Genomic DNA, 15,045 nt, shown 5'->3' with positions numbered 1-15,045 from the left:
ATCCTTCCCCCACCACCAAATTCCATGTTTCCGCCCGGTGACAAAAATCTTCTGCCTCATGTCGATCCCCGAAGGGAAATCACAAAAACCTTCGCCCGGCGCTTTCCCTATCTCTCCACCGTCTGACGCAGCCTCTCCCCTGCCCGCTCCAGCGCAGCGATCCCGCCGCGTAACCAGCCCCCTTTTCCGCTATATTCGAGCCTGGCCGCATGGTCAAACTGATCGTAATCAACCGGATAAACCAGCGCAGGAATATGACGCGTCAGGCAGTGCCAGAGGATCCCCGCGCCGCCATGGTGGATCACCGCGTCATAATGTCCCAGCCAGCGGTCGTAATCGACCCAAGCAATACGGCTAAAATTTCCGTTTTGCTGAACGCTCTGGCCCGTGAGATTGCCATCGGTAAAATGAAACTCCCACTCCGGCATCGTGGCGGCAAGCGTTGAAACCGCCTGCGCGACCCGGTCCTTATGCCAGTCAAGATGCGTCCCCAGCGTGACCAGTACATGCCGTTTCCCGACCTTAAAAGGCGGAGCCGGAGCGTCGAGCGGCGGGGTGTACAGAGCGGGACCGATAAACCTCACCGCAGCAGGCCAGCGCCGGGGGAATTCAAAATCCGCTTCGCCGAGCGCCAGGATCCGCGTCGGCGAATAGACGCTCTCGCTCCCGTCAGCCCGGTATAGATGATCAATCCCCGCCTGGCGGATCGCATCACGAAAAAGCCAGAATACCGCCTGCTTAAAAAACCTCACCTTTTTGCGCTGGATGAAATGCCCCACCCGCTGCCAGCGGTTTTGCGCAGGCATCAGCCCGCCACAATAAGCGGGTGCGCCATCCGGCGTTTCCAGCACGCAGGGCGATGGCAGGCTGGTCCACCACGGGATCGCCAGCCTGCGGCAGACCTCGCCGACCACAGGCAGCGTAAAGTCAGCAATCGCCAGATCCGGCTTGCCCTCATGTCGCCAGAGCACTTCCAGTTCGTCGGCGAACTGTTTCAGCAATCCCACCACGCCGCGAAACTGTCGCCAGAGGCGAACCGGGTGAGATTTCACTGCATACTGCGGATTCGCCACCGCCTCCAACGGCCCGTCATAGTCGCCGGGCAATGCCAGCGCCGTAAACCCGGCGGCATGAATACGCGTCACCGCGCCACGGGTACTAACGATCCGTACCTGATAACGCGAGGATAACGCCCTGCCCAGTGCCAGCACCGGATGCAAATGCCCTGAAAACGGCGGAGCCAGCAGATCGATGCGGGATACGCCCGGCGGGATAAGATCACGTAAACGCTGCATTAAAACGTCCTGATAAAGCGGCGACACAGCGCTGCCAGCTCTGGCTGCGCGAGATAATTCATATGTCCGCAGCGGATGCGCTCGTCGGCCTTTGGAAACCACAGGCGGGAAATCCAGTCCTGCTGCCCCTGCACCAGCAGATGACGGCAGTCCGGGCGACGGCGGGCCACCGGACCATAGGCGAAAACGTTGACGCGCGACAGCTGCATCGCCGGAAGCTGCAAATTATTAAACAGCTCAAGCCCGCAGCTCCCGGCCAGCAGCAGCGTCCGATCCGCCGACGCCAGCAACGCCAGTGCCTCATCCTGATAAGTCCGGGCAAACGCGGGCCTGCGCGAGTATAAATAGTCGCGCGCATTATTCAGGCTCGCCCGTATCAGCGGCGTCTGCGTCCAGCACTGAGTCTGCGCAGGCCATGGAAAATTGACCGCCCCCCCTGGCAGATCCAGCGCTTCAATAAATGCCCGCTGCGCCGGGCTTAATGCCGAGTTATCCGGCTGGCTGCGGCCGGTAATAAAAGCCACCTGTAGCGTCATAGTGAAGTAAAACGATCGTTGCTGAAAATGCGATAGCGTCGTGAACGCCAGTAAATAGTGCGGTTAATCATTGCGTGCAGCAAATGCAGTGGCTGAAGCAGTTCTGACAGCACAGAAAGCAACGGATGCGCCGGGATCTCATCAGAAACCCGAGCCTGCACCCGCCGCAGCGCGGCATAGCGAACGATCAGCACGGCAACCAGGATAATCGCCTCCGCCACGCCGCCATATAGCGTCAACACCAGCATTGCCCACAGCAACAGCGGATGCAGTCCCTGAAGCATAAAAATCGCCGCGTTAACCGCCGCCGTTTTTTCCCGCATCAGCAGGGTGGCAAACAAAAACCAGCGGTGCATCTGACGGCAGTAGCGCCTGAAGTCCGGCACGCTGGTCTGCACCCTGACCGTGGCGGTTGACTGAACAATCTCCACCCGTGCCCGCACCAGCAGGGTCGCCAGCGCCAGATCGTCTGTCAGATGCCGCATAATCGGCGCAAATCCCCCCACCCGCGCCAGCACCTGTGTCTTCAGCGCATAGCACATCCCGTTGAGCGTCAGCGGGCGAGTAAATGGCAGCAGCGGCAGGTAGGTCATCGCCGAATTATCATTCACAAACTGCGCCAGCAGGCGCGATGCCGTATTGCCCGCCGCCCGATACCACGGCAGCGCCGTCACCAGCGCATTATCATTCAGCCCGCTTAACATCCTGCAAAGTGAACTGGCGCTCAGGGTGGCATCGTCGTCCAGCACCAGCAGCACGGGCGTTGTGACCTGCGCCCTCGCCTGCTCCAGCTTGAACAGTTTCGGATTCACCCCTTCCGGCGCGGCGATGTAACGCTGAATGGCGATTGCGCACTGCGGATAGCGCAGCATCAGTTGCCGGGTAATGCGCGCAGCTTCGTCATCGTCATCATCGATCAGCCACAAAAAACACACGCCGGACAAATGGTGCAGGTTAGATCCCAGCACTGATTCCAGCGCCGGATCACCGCTCAGTATCGGCTGCATAATGGTGACGTCGGCGGGTTTAATCGCGGACGCGCACGGAGAAACCCCCAGCCTCTTCAGCGTATAAAACAGCTTAAACAGCAGGATCGCCAGCCAGATCAGGGCCATCGTTATCATGGTTGTTGCACCTTATGGCGTTGCAGGAAATGGCTCAGGCTCGCGGAAAACGGCACCGTGGGCGGGCCAAAATCGGCCAGCATGAGGCTGACATCAAGTGTGGCGCTATAGCCGAAAACGCCGACGCCAAAGCGGGTGATCGGCGGCTCGCCGGGAAGCGGCAGGATGCGCCACAGCCACTCCAGCGCCCCGGCTATGCGCAGCGCGGTAGTCAGCGACATAGTGCGCTGTGGCCGCGGCAGATCCAGCTCGCGTAATACCTCGCCCAGCAGACGCTGCGTATCCAGCGGATGCGCGGCCGAAATGTTATAGCACGGCCTCAGCCGGGGATGGACCGCCGCCTGCATCAGGTAGTCACACAGCATGTCGATGTGGATCATCTCAGACTGCGCGCGGCCCGGTCTTTGCAGATTGACCAGTTGATTTTTACGGGCCGCCGCCAGCAGCGGTGGCAACAGCAACTGGTCGCCATCGCCAAACACCGCGCAGGGGCGCAAAATCGTTTTCTCACCGGCATACTGCGCCACGTATTGTTCCGCCAGATATTTGCTGCGCCCGTACTCACTGGTAAACGCCGGTCCGATAACCTCACTCTCGCGCAGGGCAAAACGATCGGCAAAGCGGTAATACACCGCCGCGCTGGACAGGAAAATCAGCCGCGGAAACGAATTCCGGCTACAAAATTCAAGCACCTGGACGGTAGTTTCCACGTTATCGCGATAATACTCCCGCGCGGTGCCCCACGGCGATGCGCGTCCCGCCGCGTGGATCACCACGTCCGGGCGAAAATCCAGCGCATCCAGACAGTCAAGCGCCAGCGCGCGGTAGCGGACCGACGGCGGAAAATCACACCGCGCTCGTCGCCCCACGCCGTACAGCGTCACGCCCTCGCGTAAGGCGAAGCGACGTAAAAAAGCCCCGCCGATAAAACCGGATGCGCCGGTCACCAGCACCTTCACTGCGGGTTTTCCCTACGCTGAAGAACACGCGACTGGAGAGACAGCGAATCGTTCAGCGCCGCCAGCTGCATCGTCCGCGCTTTCATTCGCGTCCCCACTGGCGAATAATGCGCCGCCGCTTATTGCCGAACGAGGTCAGTACCGTCCGGGCTTGCAGCGTCCAGCGCAGCCGCGCGGTATCGATGCCCTGGCGGGCGAATAACCCATTCAGCGCCTCGCGGCAGGCGTCCAGCGCCGCCTGCTCGCAGTCTGCGGTGAGGCAAAGCGTTTCTGCCCCGGTCTGTACCAGCCGGTAATCGGCGGTAAGCGGCAGCGTCATTGCCAGCACGCGGCTACAGGCGTCGGCAAACACCGTCTGCGCCTGTGCAGCCACGCCGGGTAACAGCAGTTGATCGTCCTGCCGCCCCTCAATACGGGCAATGGCGCGCGTGGCGCTACCGCAGGGGCACGGGATGTCGCTCGCCACCAGCACGTCGTCAAGCCGGTAGCGGACAATCGGCTGTGTGCGGCGGGTAAAGTCGGTGATCAGCGGGATAAAGCGTTTTTCATCCAGCCATTGCGGCTCGACGTAAATAAATTCTTCATTGAGATGCAGGGTGCCGCAGGCGCAGGTCGCCGCCAGAAATCCTTCGGTAGCCTGATAAATTTCCCCCACTTCGCCAAATACCTGGCGCAGCAGTTGGCGGTCCTGCTCTTCCAGCACTTCCGCCACCGAAATCACCTTTTTAACCCTGAGCCGTAACGTGCCGGAAAGCACCGCCAGCGCCAGCGCGCGCAGGACCTGGGCGGGCGCGACGATAAGCGTCGGCGACTGTGCCTGAATCTGCGCCAGTTGCGGCTGAAAAGGGGCCAGCAGATCGTAAAACGTGAGGCTCAGCCAGCGGTTATTAACGCTGTGGTAGAGGTTATTATCCGCCCGCAGGAAAAGCGCCACCCGCTCTCCCGCCAGCAGGCCGTCGGGCAATGCCTTTGCCAGCACTGCCGCCGCCCAGATTTGCTGCTCCTGCGGGCTGACCACAAACAGTCCGCGCCGCCCGGAGGTGCCGGAAGAAAGCCCGACGCTGAATCGCCCGACGTTGGGAGTGAAGTCCCGGCTCTGCTCGCTTTGTAACGCGCAGGCCAGCAGTGCCTCGCGTTTTAGCCCGGCGGTGTTCATCTCATCGAAATGCGCCATCATCAGCGCCTTGTCCATCGTCGGCCACTGGTCAACGTCCAGCGCCTGAAAGCGGCGGAACCACGGGCTTTTCGGCAGCACATTGCGCTGAAAACGTCTCAGCCGCCGGGCCTGCCAGACCTCCAGATCCTCGCGCCGGGTAAAGCGCAGTCTGCGGATGCGAAAATAGCGCCACAACAGAGTAAACGGGATCATAAATCGCCCTCGTGGCACAGCCGGATATCCACCACGCCGTTTTGCCACAGCCGGTTGAGTTGTTCGAGGGTCCGATACCAGGCCGGGGGATCGGACATCACCAGATGCGCCAGTCGCGACGGACCGCGCAGCTCGCGGTAGCTGGTCGGCGACCACGCGGCGTCGGCCGCCAGCAGCGTCCAGCCATCATCGGTCAGCACAAATGCGCCGATATGCCCGGCGGCATGGCCCGGCAGCGGGACCAGGATCACCTGCCCGTCGCTGTCGGGCAGCACATAGCCGTGGGTAAACGGCGCCAGCGCGGCGGGCAACGTCAGCGCATCAAAACTTTCGATAAAACGCAAAGAGGATTCGAAATCCTCCGGGAACAGCCCCGGCACGAACGCCTGGCGCAAGGCGGCAACCCCGCGCAGTGAGCGTACCTGCGCCCAGCCTTCGCCGGAGCAAATGCAGGCCACCTGAGGAAAATCGCGCAGCCCGGCTACGTGATCGGCATGAAAATGCGAGAGGATAATCGCGTCGATATCGCCGCCGACCATTCCGCGTGCGTAGAGTTGCCGGGCCAGCGATTCATTCGGATCAAAACAGACCGGCGTCACCTGGCGGTAAATCTGAAACACGCCACGGCGGGTGTAGTGCTCAAACCACGAGGCGTAGCCGGTATCCCACAGCCAGCGGCGATCGCCCACTTCCAGCAGCCAGGCCCGCGAGGGAAATTTACACACCCGCAGCCCCGCCCCCTTCAGCGCCATACAGCCAATATGAGTGCAGTAACCCACCTCAAAAGCGGTGATTTTTGCCATGTTCCCTCATCCATTTTCCGGTCAGTTCAATGCCTTCACCCATTGAGAAGCGCGGTCGATAGCCCAGTTCGTCAATGGCTTTTTGCGCGCTGAGCGTCATGTCAAAGCAGACCGTGCCCGCACTATAGCGCGTCACCGGCGACTCCCGCTGAAAGCAATGGCCGACAAGTTCCATCCCGCGTGCCGCCAGCGACAACACCGGCCACGGCACCGCGCGCAGGGTATAGCGCAACCCCAGTTGCTGGCGCAGCAGCGCGTCCAGCATCTCTTTCAGCCGCTGCGGCTGGTGGTTGGTGATGTTATAGAGACTGCCGGAGCGCAGCGCCGCCTCCGTCGCCAGCATCATGGCATCAACCACATTCTGCACGAAGGTTAAATCCAGCAGCGCCTCGCCGCCGCGCGGCAAACGCAGCACACCGCCGTCACGCTGAAGCTGGCACAGCAGGCGCGGGACAATCACGTTGTCATGCGGACCAAACAGCCCGCGCGGACGTAAAATCACAAACGTCGTCGCGCTGAACTGCGCCACCGCCCCGGCAATCACCTGCTCTGCTGCGTATTTACTGCGAGCATAGTGGCTGCTGAAACGGCGGGCCAGATAGCTTTCCGGCAGATCGTAATGGTGTTGAAAATCAAAATAGACCGCGGGAGTAGAAATATGCACAAAGCGCGGAATGCCCGCCCTGCCCGCCGCCTGCGCCAGCGTCCGGGTGACGGCGACGTTCGCCGCGTCAAACGCCGTCGGGCTTCCCCACGGCGAAGATTTTGCCGCACAGTGCCAGACCGCCGCGCAGCCCGTCATCAGCCGTTGACACTCATCGACCGTGGCAAGGGTGAGATCGCGGGCGACAAACATCGCGCCCATCCGTTTCAGGCATTCGCCTTCCGTCAGATTACGCCCGAGCGCGATGACCTCATGCCCGCTTTCCAGAAGAAATTGCGCAGCATTGCGCCCCAGTCCGCTGGTCGCGCCGGTAAGCAAAATTTTCATGGCAGGAAGACCAGCCCCGCCAGGGTCAGCCCCGCCGCGGTGCCAATCAGCATCGCGGGCTGACCGGGTATCAGCCGTCCGCCGATGATCGCCTCATGCAGCGCGGTCGGGATCGACGCCGCCACCTGATTGCCGTAATGCCGGTACACGTCTATCAGCACCGACTCCGGCACGTTCAGCCGCCTGCGCATATGCTCCAGCGACAGATGGCTGGCCTGATGCGGCACCACCGTCGCAATCTCGTTCAGCCGCAGTCCGCTTTTTGCCAGCAGACGGGCAAAGTAATCATCAATCAACGACGAGGCATAACGAAACAGCGGCTTGCCCTGCATATGGAACAAAAAATCGGCATCGCTGATGCCCGCTCTGGGGTTACGCCGGGTGCCGCCCGCGCGGATTTCACACAGGTCACTGCCGTCGGGATACATCTCAATCAGGCTCGCCAGAATGCCGCAGGTGCCGTCGCCGCGCTCAACAATCGCACAGGCCGCGCCGTCGCCAAAAATCAGCGAGGACTCCTCATGCGCCCAGTCAATACCGCGCGAGGCGAGATCCGCTGAGACAATCGCGATGCGCCGGTACGCCCCGCTGTTCAGCAGACCGGCGGCAACCTCCAGCGCGGAGATAAAACTTACGCAGCTACTGTTGATATCAAAACCTGCCACCCCCGCAGGCATGGCGGCGGCTTTCAGTATATGAATGGCGCTGCACGGGAGCGCCTGAACCGCAATCGCTGAGGCGCAGATCAGCAGATCGACCGACGACGGCGCCAGCGAGCCTGCGCGCAGCGCGTTGTGCAGCGCCTGCGCCGCCAGTTCCGCCTGGCTGGCGTCATCCGACGCATGATAACGCCAGGCGATGCCCGAGCGTTTTTCCACATAGCCGGGCGGCTTGCCGAGTTTGATATCCAGAGACGAGGAGCTGATGCGATCCGGCGGCAGCGCAATGCCGGTAGCGATGATTTTTACTGCGCTGGTCACACCGGGACGTGCGGGAGCATCCATTCAGAGTTCGCTTATTTAGCCAGGAAATTTATTCATGATATAGAATTAAAAGGCAAAAAAAACCCAGGAATTTTAGCCCCTGGGTTTTGTACCGGTTTGCTATTTTAATTAGCGACGGGCGCGGACAATCTGGTATTTACGCGTCAGATATTCCACCGGCGCGCTCCAGACATGCACCAGTCGTGAAAACGGGAACAGCACGAACAGGGTCATGCCGAGCACCAGATGGACGCGGAAAATAAACGCCACCCCGTCGAGGTGCGCCGACGCGCCGCCGTGGAAAGTGACCACCGACTGCGCCCAGCCAACCAGTTTCATCATCTCGCTACCATCCATATGCTGTGCGGAGAAGGGAATGGTCAGCAGCCCCAGCGCGCACTGCACCATCAGCAGAGAGAGGATCAGAATATCCGCCCCGGTGGTGGTAGCGCGAATGCGCGGGCTGAACAGGCGGCGTTTTAGCAGCAGCAGACCGCCGACCAGCGTCATCAGCCCGCACGCGCCACCGGCAATCATCGCCATCTTCTGTTTCACGTCAATCGGCAAAAAGCCCTCGTACATCCAGTGCGGGGTCAGCATACCGAGCAGATGCCCGGCGAAAATGCCGAGAATACCAAAGTGGAACAGGTTAGAAGCCATATTCATCCCTTTGCGATCCAGCATCTGGCTGGAGCCTGCGCGCCAGCTATATTGCCCGTAGTCGTAGCGCAGCCAGCTCCCGACGAGGAATACCGTGCCCGCAATATAGGGATAGATGTCGAAGAAGAACATATTCAGAAATGGCATTATTGCTGTCCTCCGGTGGGGGAGATATTCAGATATTGCGGGGCCACGGCTCCGGCAAAACGACGCTGATGACTGGAGATTTCCGACTCACCGCAGCCCTGTTCAGCAAAGAATTTAATTTGCTCTTCCTCCCAGACCGCATCCAGCGCCTGTGGGGTATCGTCGCGAGCTTCATCGGCGATTTTCTCCGCCACTTTGGCGTTATCAATCGCGGTATTCGCCAGCGAAAGCAGCAGATCGAACAGCACCGCGTAGCGGCTTTCACGCTGTTGCAGACGAGCGCTCAGCAGCGCCAGAATCGGCGCGATATCCTGCAATCCGCCCAGCGCTTCCGCCACCGGCAACTGCGCCAGATACTCCAGGTACAGCGGCAAATGGTCCGGTAGCTCGCGGCTGTCGAGGTGCAGCCCCTGCCGCTGGTATTGCGCCAGCAAATCGACCATCGCCTGACCGCGATCGCGGGATTCGCCGTGAACGTGTTCAAACAGCAGCAGCGAAGTGGCGCGTCCGCGATCGAACAGTTCGCTGTATGCCGACTGCATATCAAGCAGATCCTGCGCGGTTAAATCGCGCAGGAAAATGCTCAGCGTGTGGGCCTGTTCTTTGCTGATGTTTTCAGCGCAGGCCAGGGCATCAAACAGTTCCTGCTGATGCTGCCAGAGGGCAGCATCCGGGTATTCGAGCAGGCGCGAAATAATGACGAGTTCAATCACGGGTGCGGCTCCGTTCTGGTGGTCACATCAATCGCATCGATGCGGCGGCTGTTAAACAGATTGAATTTGCTGTCTGAACCGTGGCAACCGTCGCCGAAAGTAAAGCCGCAGCCGCTTTTCTCCGGGAAGGCGTCGCGGGCCAGCTCGCGGTGGCTGCTGGGGATCACAAAGCGATCTTCATAGTTGGCGATGGCAAGATAGCGGTACATCTCCTGCGCCTGCGCTTCGCTCAACCCCACGTCTTCCAGCGCGCGGGTATCCACTTCGCCATCGACGGTTTCCGCGCGTTTGTAGTGACGCATTGCCAGCATCCGCTTCAGCGCCAGCAGTACCGGCTGGGTGTCGCCTGCGGTCAGCATATTCGCCAGATATTCCACCGGAATGCGCAGGCTGTCCACGTCCGGCAGAATGCCGTTGCTGCCGAGCTCCCCTGCATCGGCGGCGGACTGAATCGGTGACAACGGCGGCACGTACCACACCATCGGCAGAGTGCGGTATTCCGGGTGCAGCGGCAGCGCCAGCTTCCAGTCCATGGCCATTTTGTAGACCGGCGATTGCTGTGCGGCGTCAATCACGCTCTGCGGAACGCCGTCTTTCAGCGCCTGTTCAATCACTGCCGGATCGTTCGGATTGAGGAAAATACTCAGCTGACGCTGGTAGAGATCTTTCTCGTTTTCCGTGCTCGCCGCCTGCTCAATGGCATCCGCGTCATATAACAGCACGCCGAGGTAGCGAATACGGCCCACGCAGGTTTCGGAGCAGACGGTCGGCTGACCGGCTTCAATACGCGGGTAGCAGAAAATGCACTTCTCAGACTTGCCGCTCTTCCAGTTGAAGTAGATTTTCTTGTACGGGCAGCCGGTGATGCACATCCGCCAGCCACGGCATTTGTCCTGGTCGATCAGCACGATGCCGTCTTCTTCACGCTTGTAGATGGCTCCGCTTGGGCAGGTCGCCACGCACGCCGGGTTCAGGCAGTGCTCGCACAGACGCGGCAGATACATCATGAAGGTGTTTTCAAACTGGCCGTACATCGCCTTCTGCATATTCTGGAAATTCTGATCTTTGGCGCGTTTTTCAAATTCGCCGCCGAGGATCTCTTCCCAGTTTGGCCCACCGGTAATTTTATCCATCCGCTGACCGGTGATCAGCGAGCGCGGACGGGCAATCGGCTGATGCTTGCCTTCCGGGGCGTTGTGCAGGTGCTGATAGTCATAGTCAAACGGCTCATAGTAATCGTCGATGCCCGGCAGATGCGGGTTGGCGAAGATTTTCCCCAGCAGCAGCGCGCGGTTGCCCATGCGCGGTTGCAGTTTGCCGTTGATTTTGCGGATCCAGCCGCCCTTCCACTTATCCTGATTTTCCCACTGGTTCGGGTAGCCGGTGCCGGGTTTACTTTCGACGTTGTTAAACCACGCGTACTCCATCCCTTCACGGCTGGTCCAGACGTTTTTACAGGTGACGGAACAGGTGTGGCAGCCGATGCATTTATCAAGATTCAGCACCATGCCGACTTGTGAACGAATTTTCATTTTACGCTCTCCTGTACCTGGTCATTGCCTTCGCCATCCAGCCAGTTAATGTTTTTCATTTTGCGGACCACCACGAACTCATCGCGGTTAGAGCCAACGGTGCCGTAATAGTTAAAGCCCCAGGACAGTTGCGCATAGCCGCCGATCATATGGGTCGGTTTCGGGCTGATGCGGGTCACGGAGTTATGGATACCGCCGCGCTGTCCGGTGATTTCCGATCCCGGCAGGTTCACGATGCGTTCCTGCGCGTGATACATCATGGTCATCCCGGACGGCACACGTTGGCTGACCACCGCACGGGCGGTCAGCGCACCGTTGCTGTTGAAGACTTCAATCCAGTCGTTATCTTCAATGCCCAGCTCTTTGGCGTCGGTTTCACTCATCCAGACAATCGGACCGCCGCGCGACAGGGTCAGCATCAGCAGGTTGTCGCTGTAGGTGGAATGAATGCCCCACTTCTGGTGCGGTGTCAGGAAGTTAAGCGCTTTTTCCGGGTTGCCGTTGGACTTCTCGCCCATCACCGCTTTCACCGAACGGGTGTCGATGGGTGGACGGTAAACCAGCAGGCTTTCACCAAAATCACGCATCCACTGGTGATCCTGATACAGCTGCTGGCGACCCGACAGGGTGCGCCACGGGATCAGCTCGTGAACGTTGGTGTAACCGGCGTTATAAGAGACATGCTCATCTTCCAGACCTGACCAGGTCGGGCTGGAGATAATTTTGCGCGGCTGGGCCTGAATATCGCGGAAGCGGATTTTCTCTTCCTCTTTATTGGTCGCCAGATGCGTATGGTCGCGCCCGGTAAATTCGCTCAGCGCGGCCCAGGCTTTCACCGCCACGTGGCCGTTGGTTTCCGGGGCCAGCGTGAGGATCATTTCCGCCGCGTCAATCGCCGTGTTGAGCATCGGCTGGCCTTTCGCCGGGCCTTCCGCTTTGGTGTAGTTGAGCTTGCGCAGCAGATCCATTTCGCTCTGGGTATTCCAGGCGATGCCCTTGCCACCGTTGCCGATTTTTTCCATCAGCGGGCCGATAGAGGTAAAGCGCTCCCAGGTCGCCGGGTAATCACGCTCCACCGGAATAATATGCGGTGCGGTTTTACCGGGGATGAGATCGCATTCGCCTTTCTTCCAGTCTTTCACGTCCAGCGGCTGCGCCAGTTCAGCGGCGGAGTCGTGCAGGATCGGCAGCGTCACCACGTCGATTTCTTTACCCAGGTGCCCGACGCACACTTCAGAGAATTTCTTCGCGATGCCTTTATAAATGTCCCAGTCGCTTTTTGACTCCCACGCTGGATCGACCGCCGCAGACAGCGGATGAATAAACGGATGCATATCCGAGGTATTCATATCGTCTTTTTCATACCAGGTGGCGGTCGGCAGCACAATATCGGAATAGAGGCAGGTGCTCGACAGACGGAAGTCCAGCGTTACCACCAGATCCAGTTTGCCGTCCAGACCGTTATCGTGCCATTCCACCTCTTCCGGCTTGACGCCGCCCTGCTTGCCGAGATCTTTACCCTGAATGCCGTTTTCGGTGCCGAGCAGATACTTCAGCATGTACTCATGACCTTTACCGGACGAGCCAAGCAGGTTGGAGCGCCAGATAAACAGGTTACGCGGGTGGTTCTTGCCGTTTTCCGGCTGTTCGGCGGCGAAACGGATCGTGCCCTCTTTCAGCGCCTTAACGGTGTAATCTACCGCGCTCATGCCCGCTTTTTCCGCTTCAGCGGCAATGCGCAGCGGGTTGGTGCCTAGTTGCGGTGCCGACGGTAGCCAGCCCATCCGCTCGGCGCGGACGTTAAAGTCGATCAGATGCCCGGTATAGCGCGATGCATCCGCCAGCGGCGACAGCAGATCTTTTGCCGTCAGTGATTCATAGCGCCACTGGCTGGAGTGGTTATAGAAGTACGAAGTGCTGTTCATATGCCGCGGCGGACGCTGCCAGTCGAGGGCAAACGCCAGCGGCTGCCATCCGGTCTGCGGACGCAGTTTTTCCTGGCCGACGTAGTGCGCCCAGCCGCCGCCGCTCTGACCGATACAGCCACAAAAAATCAGCATATTGATCAGGCCACGGTAGTTCATATCCATGTGATACCAGTGGTTCATCCCGGCACCGACGATGATCATCGAGCGACCGTGCGTTTTATCGGCGTTATCAGCGAATTCGCGGGCGGTGCGGATAATATGCGCGCGCGGCACACCGGTAATTTTCTCGGCCCACGCCGGGGTATACGCCTTCACCTCTTCATAGCTGCTGGCGCAGTTTTCATCATTCAGACCACGATCCAGGCCGTAGTTGGCGAGGGTCAAATCGTAAACGGTAGTCACCAGCGCGGAAGTGCCGTCAGCCAGTTGCAGACGTTTTACCGGCAGTTTATGCAGGAGAATATTTTGCAGTTCGACTTTGTTGACGTGCTCGGTGCCGTCGCCGCCAAAGTACGGGAAACCAACTTCGGCAATATCATCATGACCGCCCAGCAGGCTCAGGTTCAGTTCGACATCACTGCCGGAGGTGCCGTCACGCTGTTCGAGATTCCACTTGCCCTTCTCGCCCCAGCGGAAACCGATCGAGCCGTTCGGCGCAATCAGATCACCGTTGGCGTTAACGGCGACGGTTTTCCACTGCGGATTATTTTCCTGGCCCAGCGCATCCACCAGATCGGCGGCGCGCAGCATCCGGCCTGCGGCGTAGTAGCCGTCGCGCGCGTCGAGCATCACCAGCATCGGCATGTCGGTATAACGACGCACGTAATCAGTGAAATACTGGCTGGGATTATCAAGGTGGAATTCGCGCAGCATTACGTGGCCCATCGCCATCGCCATTGCCGCATCGGTGCCCTGTTTCGGTGCCAGCCATAAATCACACAGCTTGGCGATTTCGGCGTAGTCCGGGGTGACGGCCACGGTTTTGGTCCCTTTGTAACGCACCTCGGTAAAGAAGTGGGCGTCCGGGGTACGGGTCTGCGGGACGTTAGATCCCCAGGCGATGATATAACTGGAGTTGTACCAGTCGGCGGATTCCGGCACGTCAGTCTGCTCGCCCCAGGTCATCGGCGACGCGGGCGGCAGGTCACAATACCAGTCATAGAAGCTCAGGCAGGTGCCGCCAATCAGCGACAGATAACGCGCGCCGGAGGCATACGAAACCATCGACATCGCCGGGATCGGTGAGAAGCCCGCCACGCGATCCGGGCCGTAGGTTTTGACGGTGTAAACGTTGGATGCGGCGATCAGCTCGTTCACTTCCTGCCAGGAGGAACGCACGAAGCCGCCGCGCCCGCGCGCCTGCTTAAAGCTTTTCGCTTTATCGGCGTCTTCAATAATGGACGCCCAGGCCTCAACCGGATCGGTATGGTGTTGTTTCGCTTCGCGCCACATTTTCATCAGCCGTTTACGCATCAGCGGATATTTCAGGCGGTTAGCGCTGTAGAGATACCAGGAGTAGCTGGCTCCGCGCGGGCAGCCACGCGGTTCGTGGTTCGGCATATCAGGACGGGTACGCGGATAGTCGGTCTGCTGGGTTTCCCAGGTGACCAGCCCATTCTTAACGTAGATTTTCCAGCTACAGGAGCCGGTGCAGTTCACGCCGTGGGTAGAACGCACCACTTTGTCGTGCTGCCAGCGGCTTCTGTAGCCATCTTCCCAGTCCCGATTCGTTTCGAGAAGCTGGCCGTGCCCATCGGCAAAGGTTTCGCCCTTCTGTTTGAAGTAGCGGAACCGATCCAGGAATTTACTCATCTGGTGTCTCCTGTATGGAGCCTGACGGCTCTCTGATAAATCGACATTGCTGCATATGGCGTGAAATTAATGCCCTGAAACATCAGGGGAATTGATAACGATCAAGATGCGCAGGGTTAACCTCGGCGTAAAAACAGGCAGATACCTCTAAAGTGGCATAAAAAATTATTTTTTAACGCCATGTTTTTAAATA

General features: G+C 59.4%; 12 protein-coding genes. All 12 read right to left on the bottom strand.

Annotation, left to right across the window (positions count from 1 at the left end; translation table 11 throughout):
- Positions 1-107: 107 nt before the first annotated feature.
- On the bottom strand, positions 108-1,295 hold the full coding sequence (locus tag RT197_RS09085) for a glycosyl transferase (protein WP_312949460.1): 1,188 nt from the start codon (positions 1,293-1,295) through the stop codon (positions 108-110).
- Entirely contained in the window at positions 1,295-1,831 is a 537-nt protein-coding gene (locus tag RT197_RS09080; RefSeq protein WP_312949458.1) for a hypothetical protein, read from the bottom strand. Before RT197_RS09080 ends, RT197_RS09085 begins: the two co-directional genes overlap by 1 nt.
- The gene (locus RT197_RS09075) at positions 1,828-2,955 is read right to left on the bottom strand and encodes a glycosyltransferase (RefSeq protein ID WP_312949457.1); all 1,128 of its coding nucleotides are present in this window, start codon (positions 2,953-2,955) and stop codon (positions 1,828-1,830) included. The genes RT197_RS09080 and RT197_RS09075 overlap by 4 nt, the downstream gene beginning before the upstream one ends.
- A complete protein-coding gene (locus tag RT197_RS09070) occupies positions 2,952-3,914 on the bottom strand; it encodes an NAD(P)-dependent oxidoreductase (protein ID WP_312949456.1) in 963 nt (320 codons plus the stop codon). The genes RT197_RS09075 and RT197_RS09070 overlap by 4 nt, the downstream gene beginning before the upstream one ends.
- An 82-nt stretch (positions 3,915-3,996) precedes the next feature.
- Positions 3,997-5,283: a F390 synthetase-related protein gene (locus RT197_RS09065; protein ID WP_312949454.1), complete on the bottom strand. Its 1,287-nt coding sequence runs from the start codon at positions 5,281-5,283 to the stop codon at positions 3,997-3,999.
- Positions 5,280-6,086 (bottom strand): MBL fold metallo-hydrolase, encoded by an 807-nt coding sequence (locus tag RT197_RS09060; protein ID WP_312949451.1) that lies wholly within the window; start codon positions 6,084-6,086, stop codon positions 5,280-5,282. Before RT197_RS09060 ends, RT197_RS09065 begins: the two co-directional genes overlap by 4 nt.
- On the bottom strand, positions 6,064-7,077 hold the full coding sequence (locus RT197_RS09055; protein WP_312949448.1) for an NAD(P)-dependent oxidoreductase: 1,014 nt from the start codon (positions 7,075-7,077) through the stop codon (positions 6,064-6,066). The genes RT197_RS09060 and RT197_RS09055 overlap by 23 nt, the downstream gene beginning before the upstream one ends.
- Positions 7,074-8,081 (bottom strand): 3-oxoacyl-[acyl-carrier-protein] synthase III C-terminal domain-containing protein, encoded by a 1,008-nt coding sequence (locus tag RT197_RS09050; RefSeq protein WP_312949446.1) that lies wholly within the window; start codon positions 8,079-8,081, stop codon positions 7,074-7,076. Before RT197_RS09050 ends, RT197_RS09055 begins: the two co-directional genes overlap by 4 nt.
- A 108-nt stretch (positions 8,082-8,189) precedes the next feature.
- Positions 8,190-8,867, bottom strand: coding sequence for a respiratory nitrate reductase subunit gamma (gene narI, locus RT197_RS09045; RefSeq protein WP_312949443.1), 678 nt, complete (start codon positions 8,865-8,867; stop codon positions 8,190-8,192).
- Positions 8,867-9,580 (bottom strand): nitrate reductase molybdenum cofactor assembly chaperone, encoded by a 714-nt coding sequence (narJ, locus tag RT197_RS09040; protein ID WP_312949440.1) that lies wholly within the window; start codon positions 9,578-9,580, stop codon positions 8,867-8,869. The genes narI and narJ overlap by 1 nt, the downstream gene beginning before the upstream one ends.
- The gene (gene narH, locus RT197_RS09035; protein ID WP_312949438.1) at positions 9,577-11,112 is read right to left on the bottom strand and encodes a nitrate reductase subunit beta; all 1,536 of its coding nucleotides are present in this window, start codon (positions 11,110-11,112) and stop codon (positions 9,577-9,579) included. Before narH ends, narJ begins: the two co-directional genes overlap by 4 nt.
- A complete protein-coding gene (locus RT197_RS09030; protein WP_312949436.1) occupies positions 11,109-14,852 on the bottom strand; it encodes a nitrate reductase subunit alpha in 3,744 nt (1,247 codons plus the stop codon). The genes narH and RT197_RS09030 overlap by 4 nt, the downstream gene beginning before the upstream one ends.
- Positions 14,853-15,045 lie beyond the last annotated feature (193 nt).

Source organism: Superficieibacter sp. (genome assembly GCF_032071645.1).
Lineage (GTDB): Bacteria > Pseudomonadota > Gammaproteobacteria > Enterobacterales > Enterobacteriaceae > Superficieibacter.
Note: the sequence above shows the minus strand (reverse complement) of the source record. Positions and strands in the feature narration are given on the sequence as shown.

Excerpts from the sequence above, each read along its gene's own strand:
- RT197_RS09055 (WP_312949448.1), bottom strand. The coding sequence starts at position 7,077 with ATGAAAATTTTGCTTACCGGCGCGACCAGCGGACTGGGGCGCAATGCT.
- RT197_RS09080 (WP_312949458.1), bottom strand. The coding sequence starts at position 1,831 with ATGACGCTACAGGTGGCTTTTATTACCGGCCGCAGCCAGCCGGATAAC.
- RT197_RS09060 (WP_312949451.1), bottom strand. The coding sequence starts at position 6,086 with ATGGCAAAAATCACCGCTTTTGAGGTGGGTTACTGCACTCATATTGGC.
- RT197_RS09085 (WP_312949460.1), bottom strand. The coding sequence starts at position 1,295 with ATGCAGCGTTTACGTGATCTTATCCCGCCGGGCGTATCCCGCATCGAT.
- narH (WP_312949438.1), bottom strand. The coding sequence starts at position 11,112 with ATGAAAATTCGTTCACAAGTCGGCATGGTGCTGAATCTTGATAAATGC.
- narI (WP_312949443.1), bottom strand. The coding sequence starts at position 8,867 with ATGCCATTTCTGAATATGTTCTTCTTCGACATCTATCCCTATATTGCG.
- RT197_RS09030 (WP_312949436.1), bottom strand. The coding sequence starts at position 14,852 with ATGAGTAAATTCCTGGATCGGTTCCGCTACTTCAAACAGAAGGGCGAA.
- RT197_RS09075 (WP_312949457.1), bottom strand. The coding sequence starts at position 2,955 with ATGATAACGATGGCCCTGATCTGGCTGGCGATCCTGCTGTTTAAGCTG.
- RT197_RS09050 (WP_312949446.1), bottom strand. The coding sequence starts at position 8,081 with ATGGATGCTCCCGCACGTCCCGGTGTGACCAGCGCAGTAAAAATCATC.
- RT197_RS09065 (WP_312949454.1), bottom strand. The coding sequence starts at position 5,283 with ATGATCCCGTTTACTCTGTTGTGGCGCTATTTTCGCATCCGCAGACTG.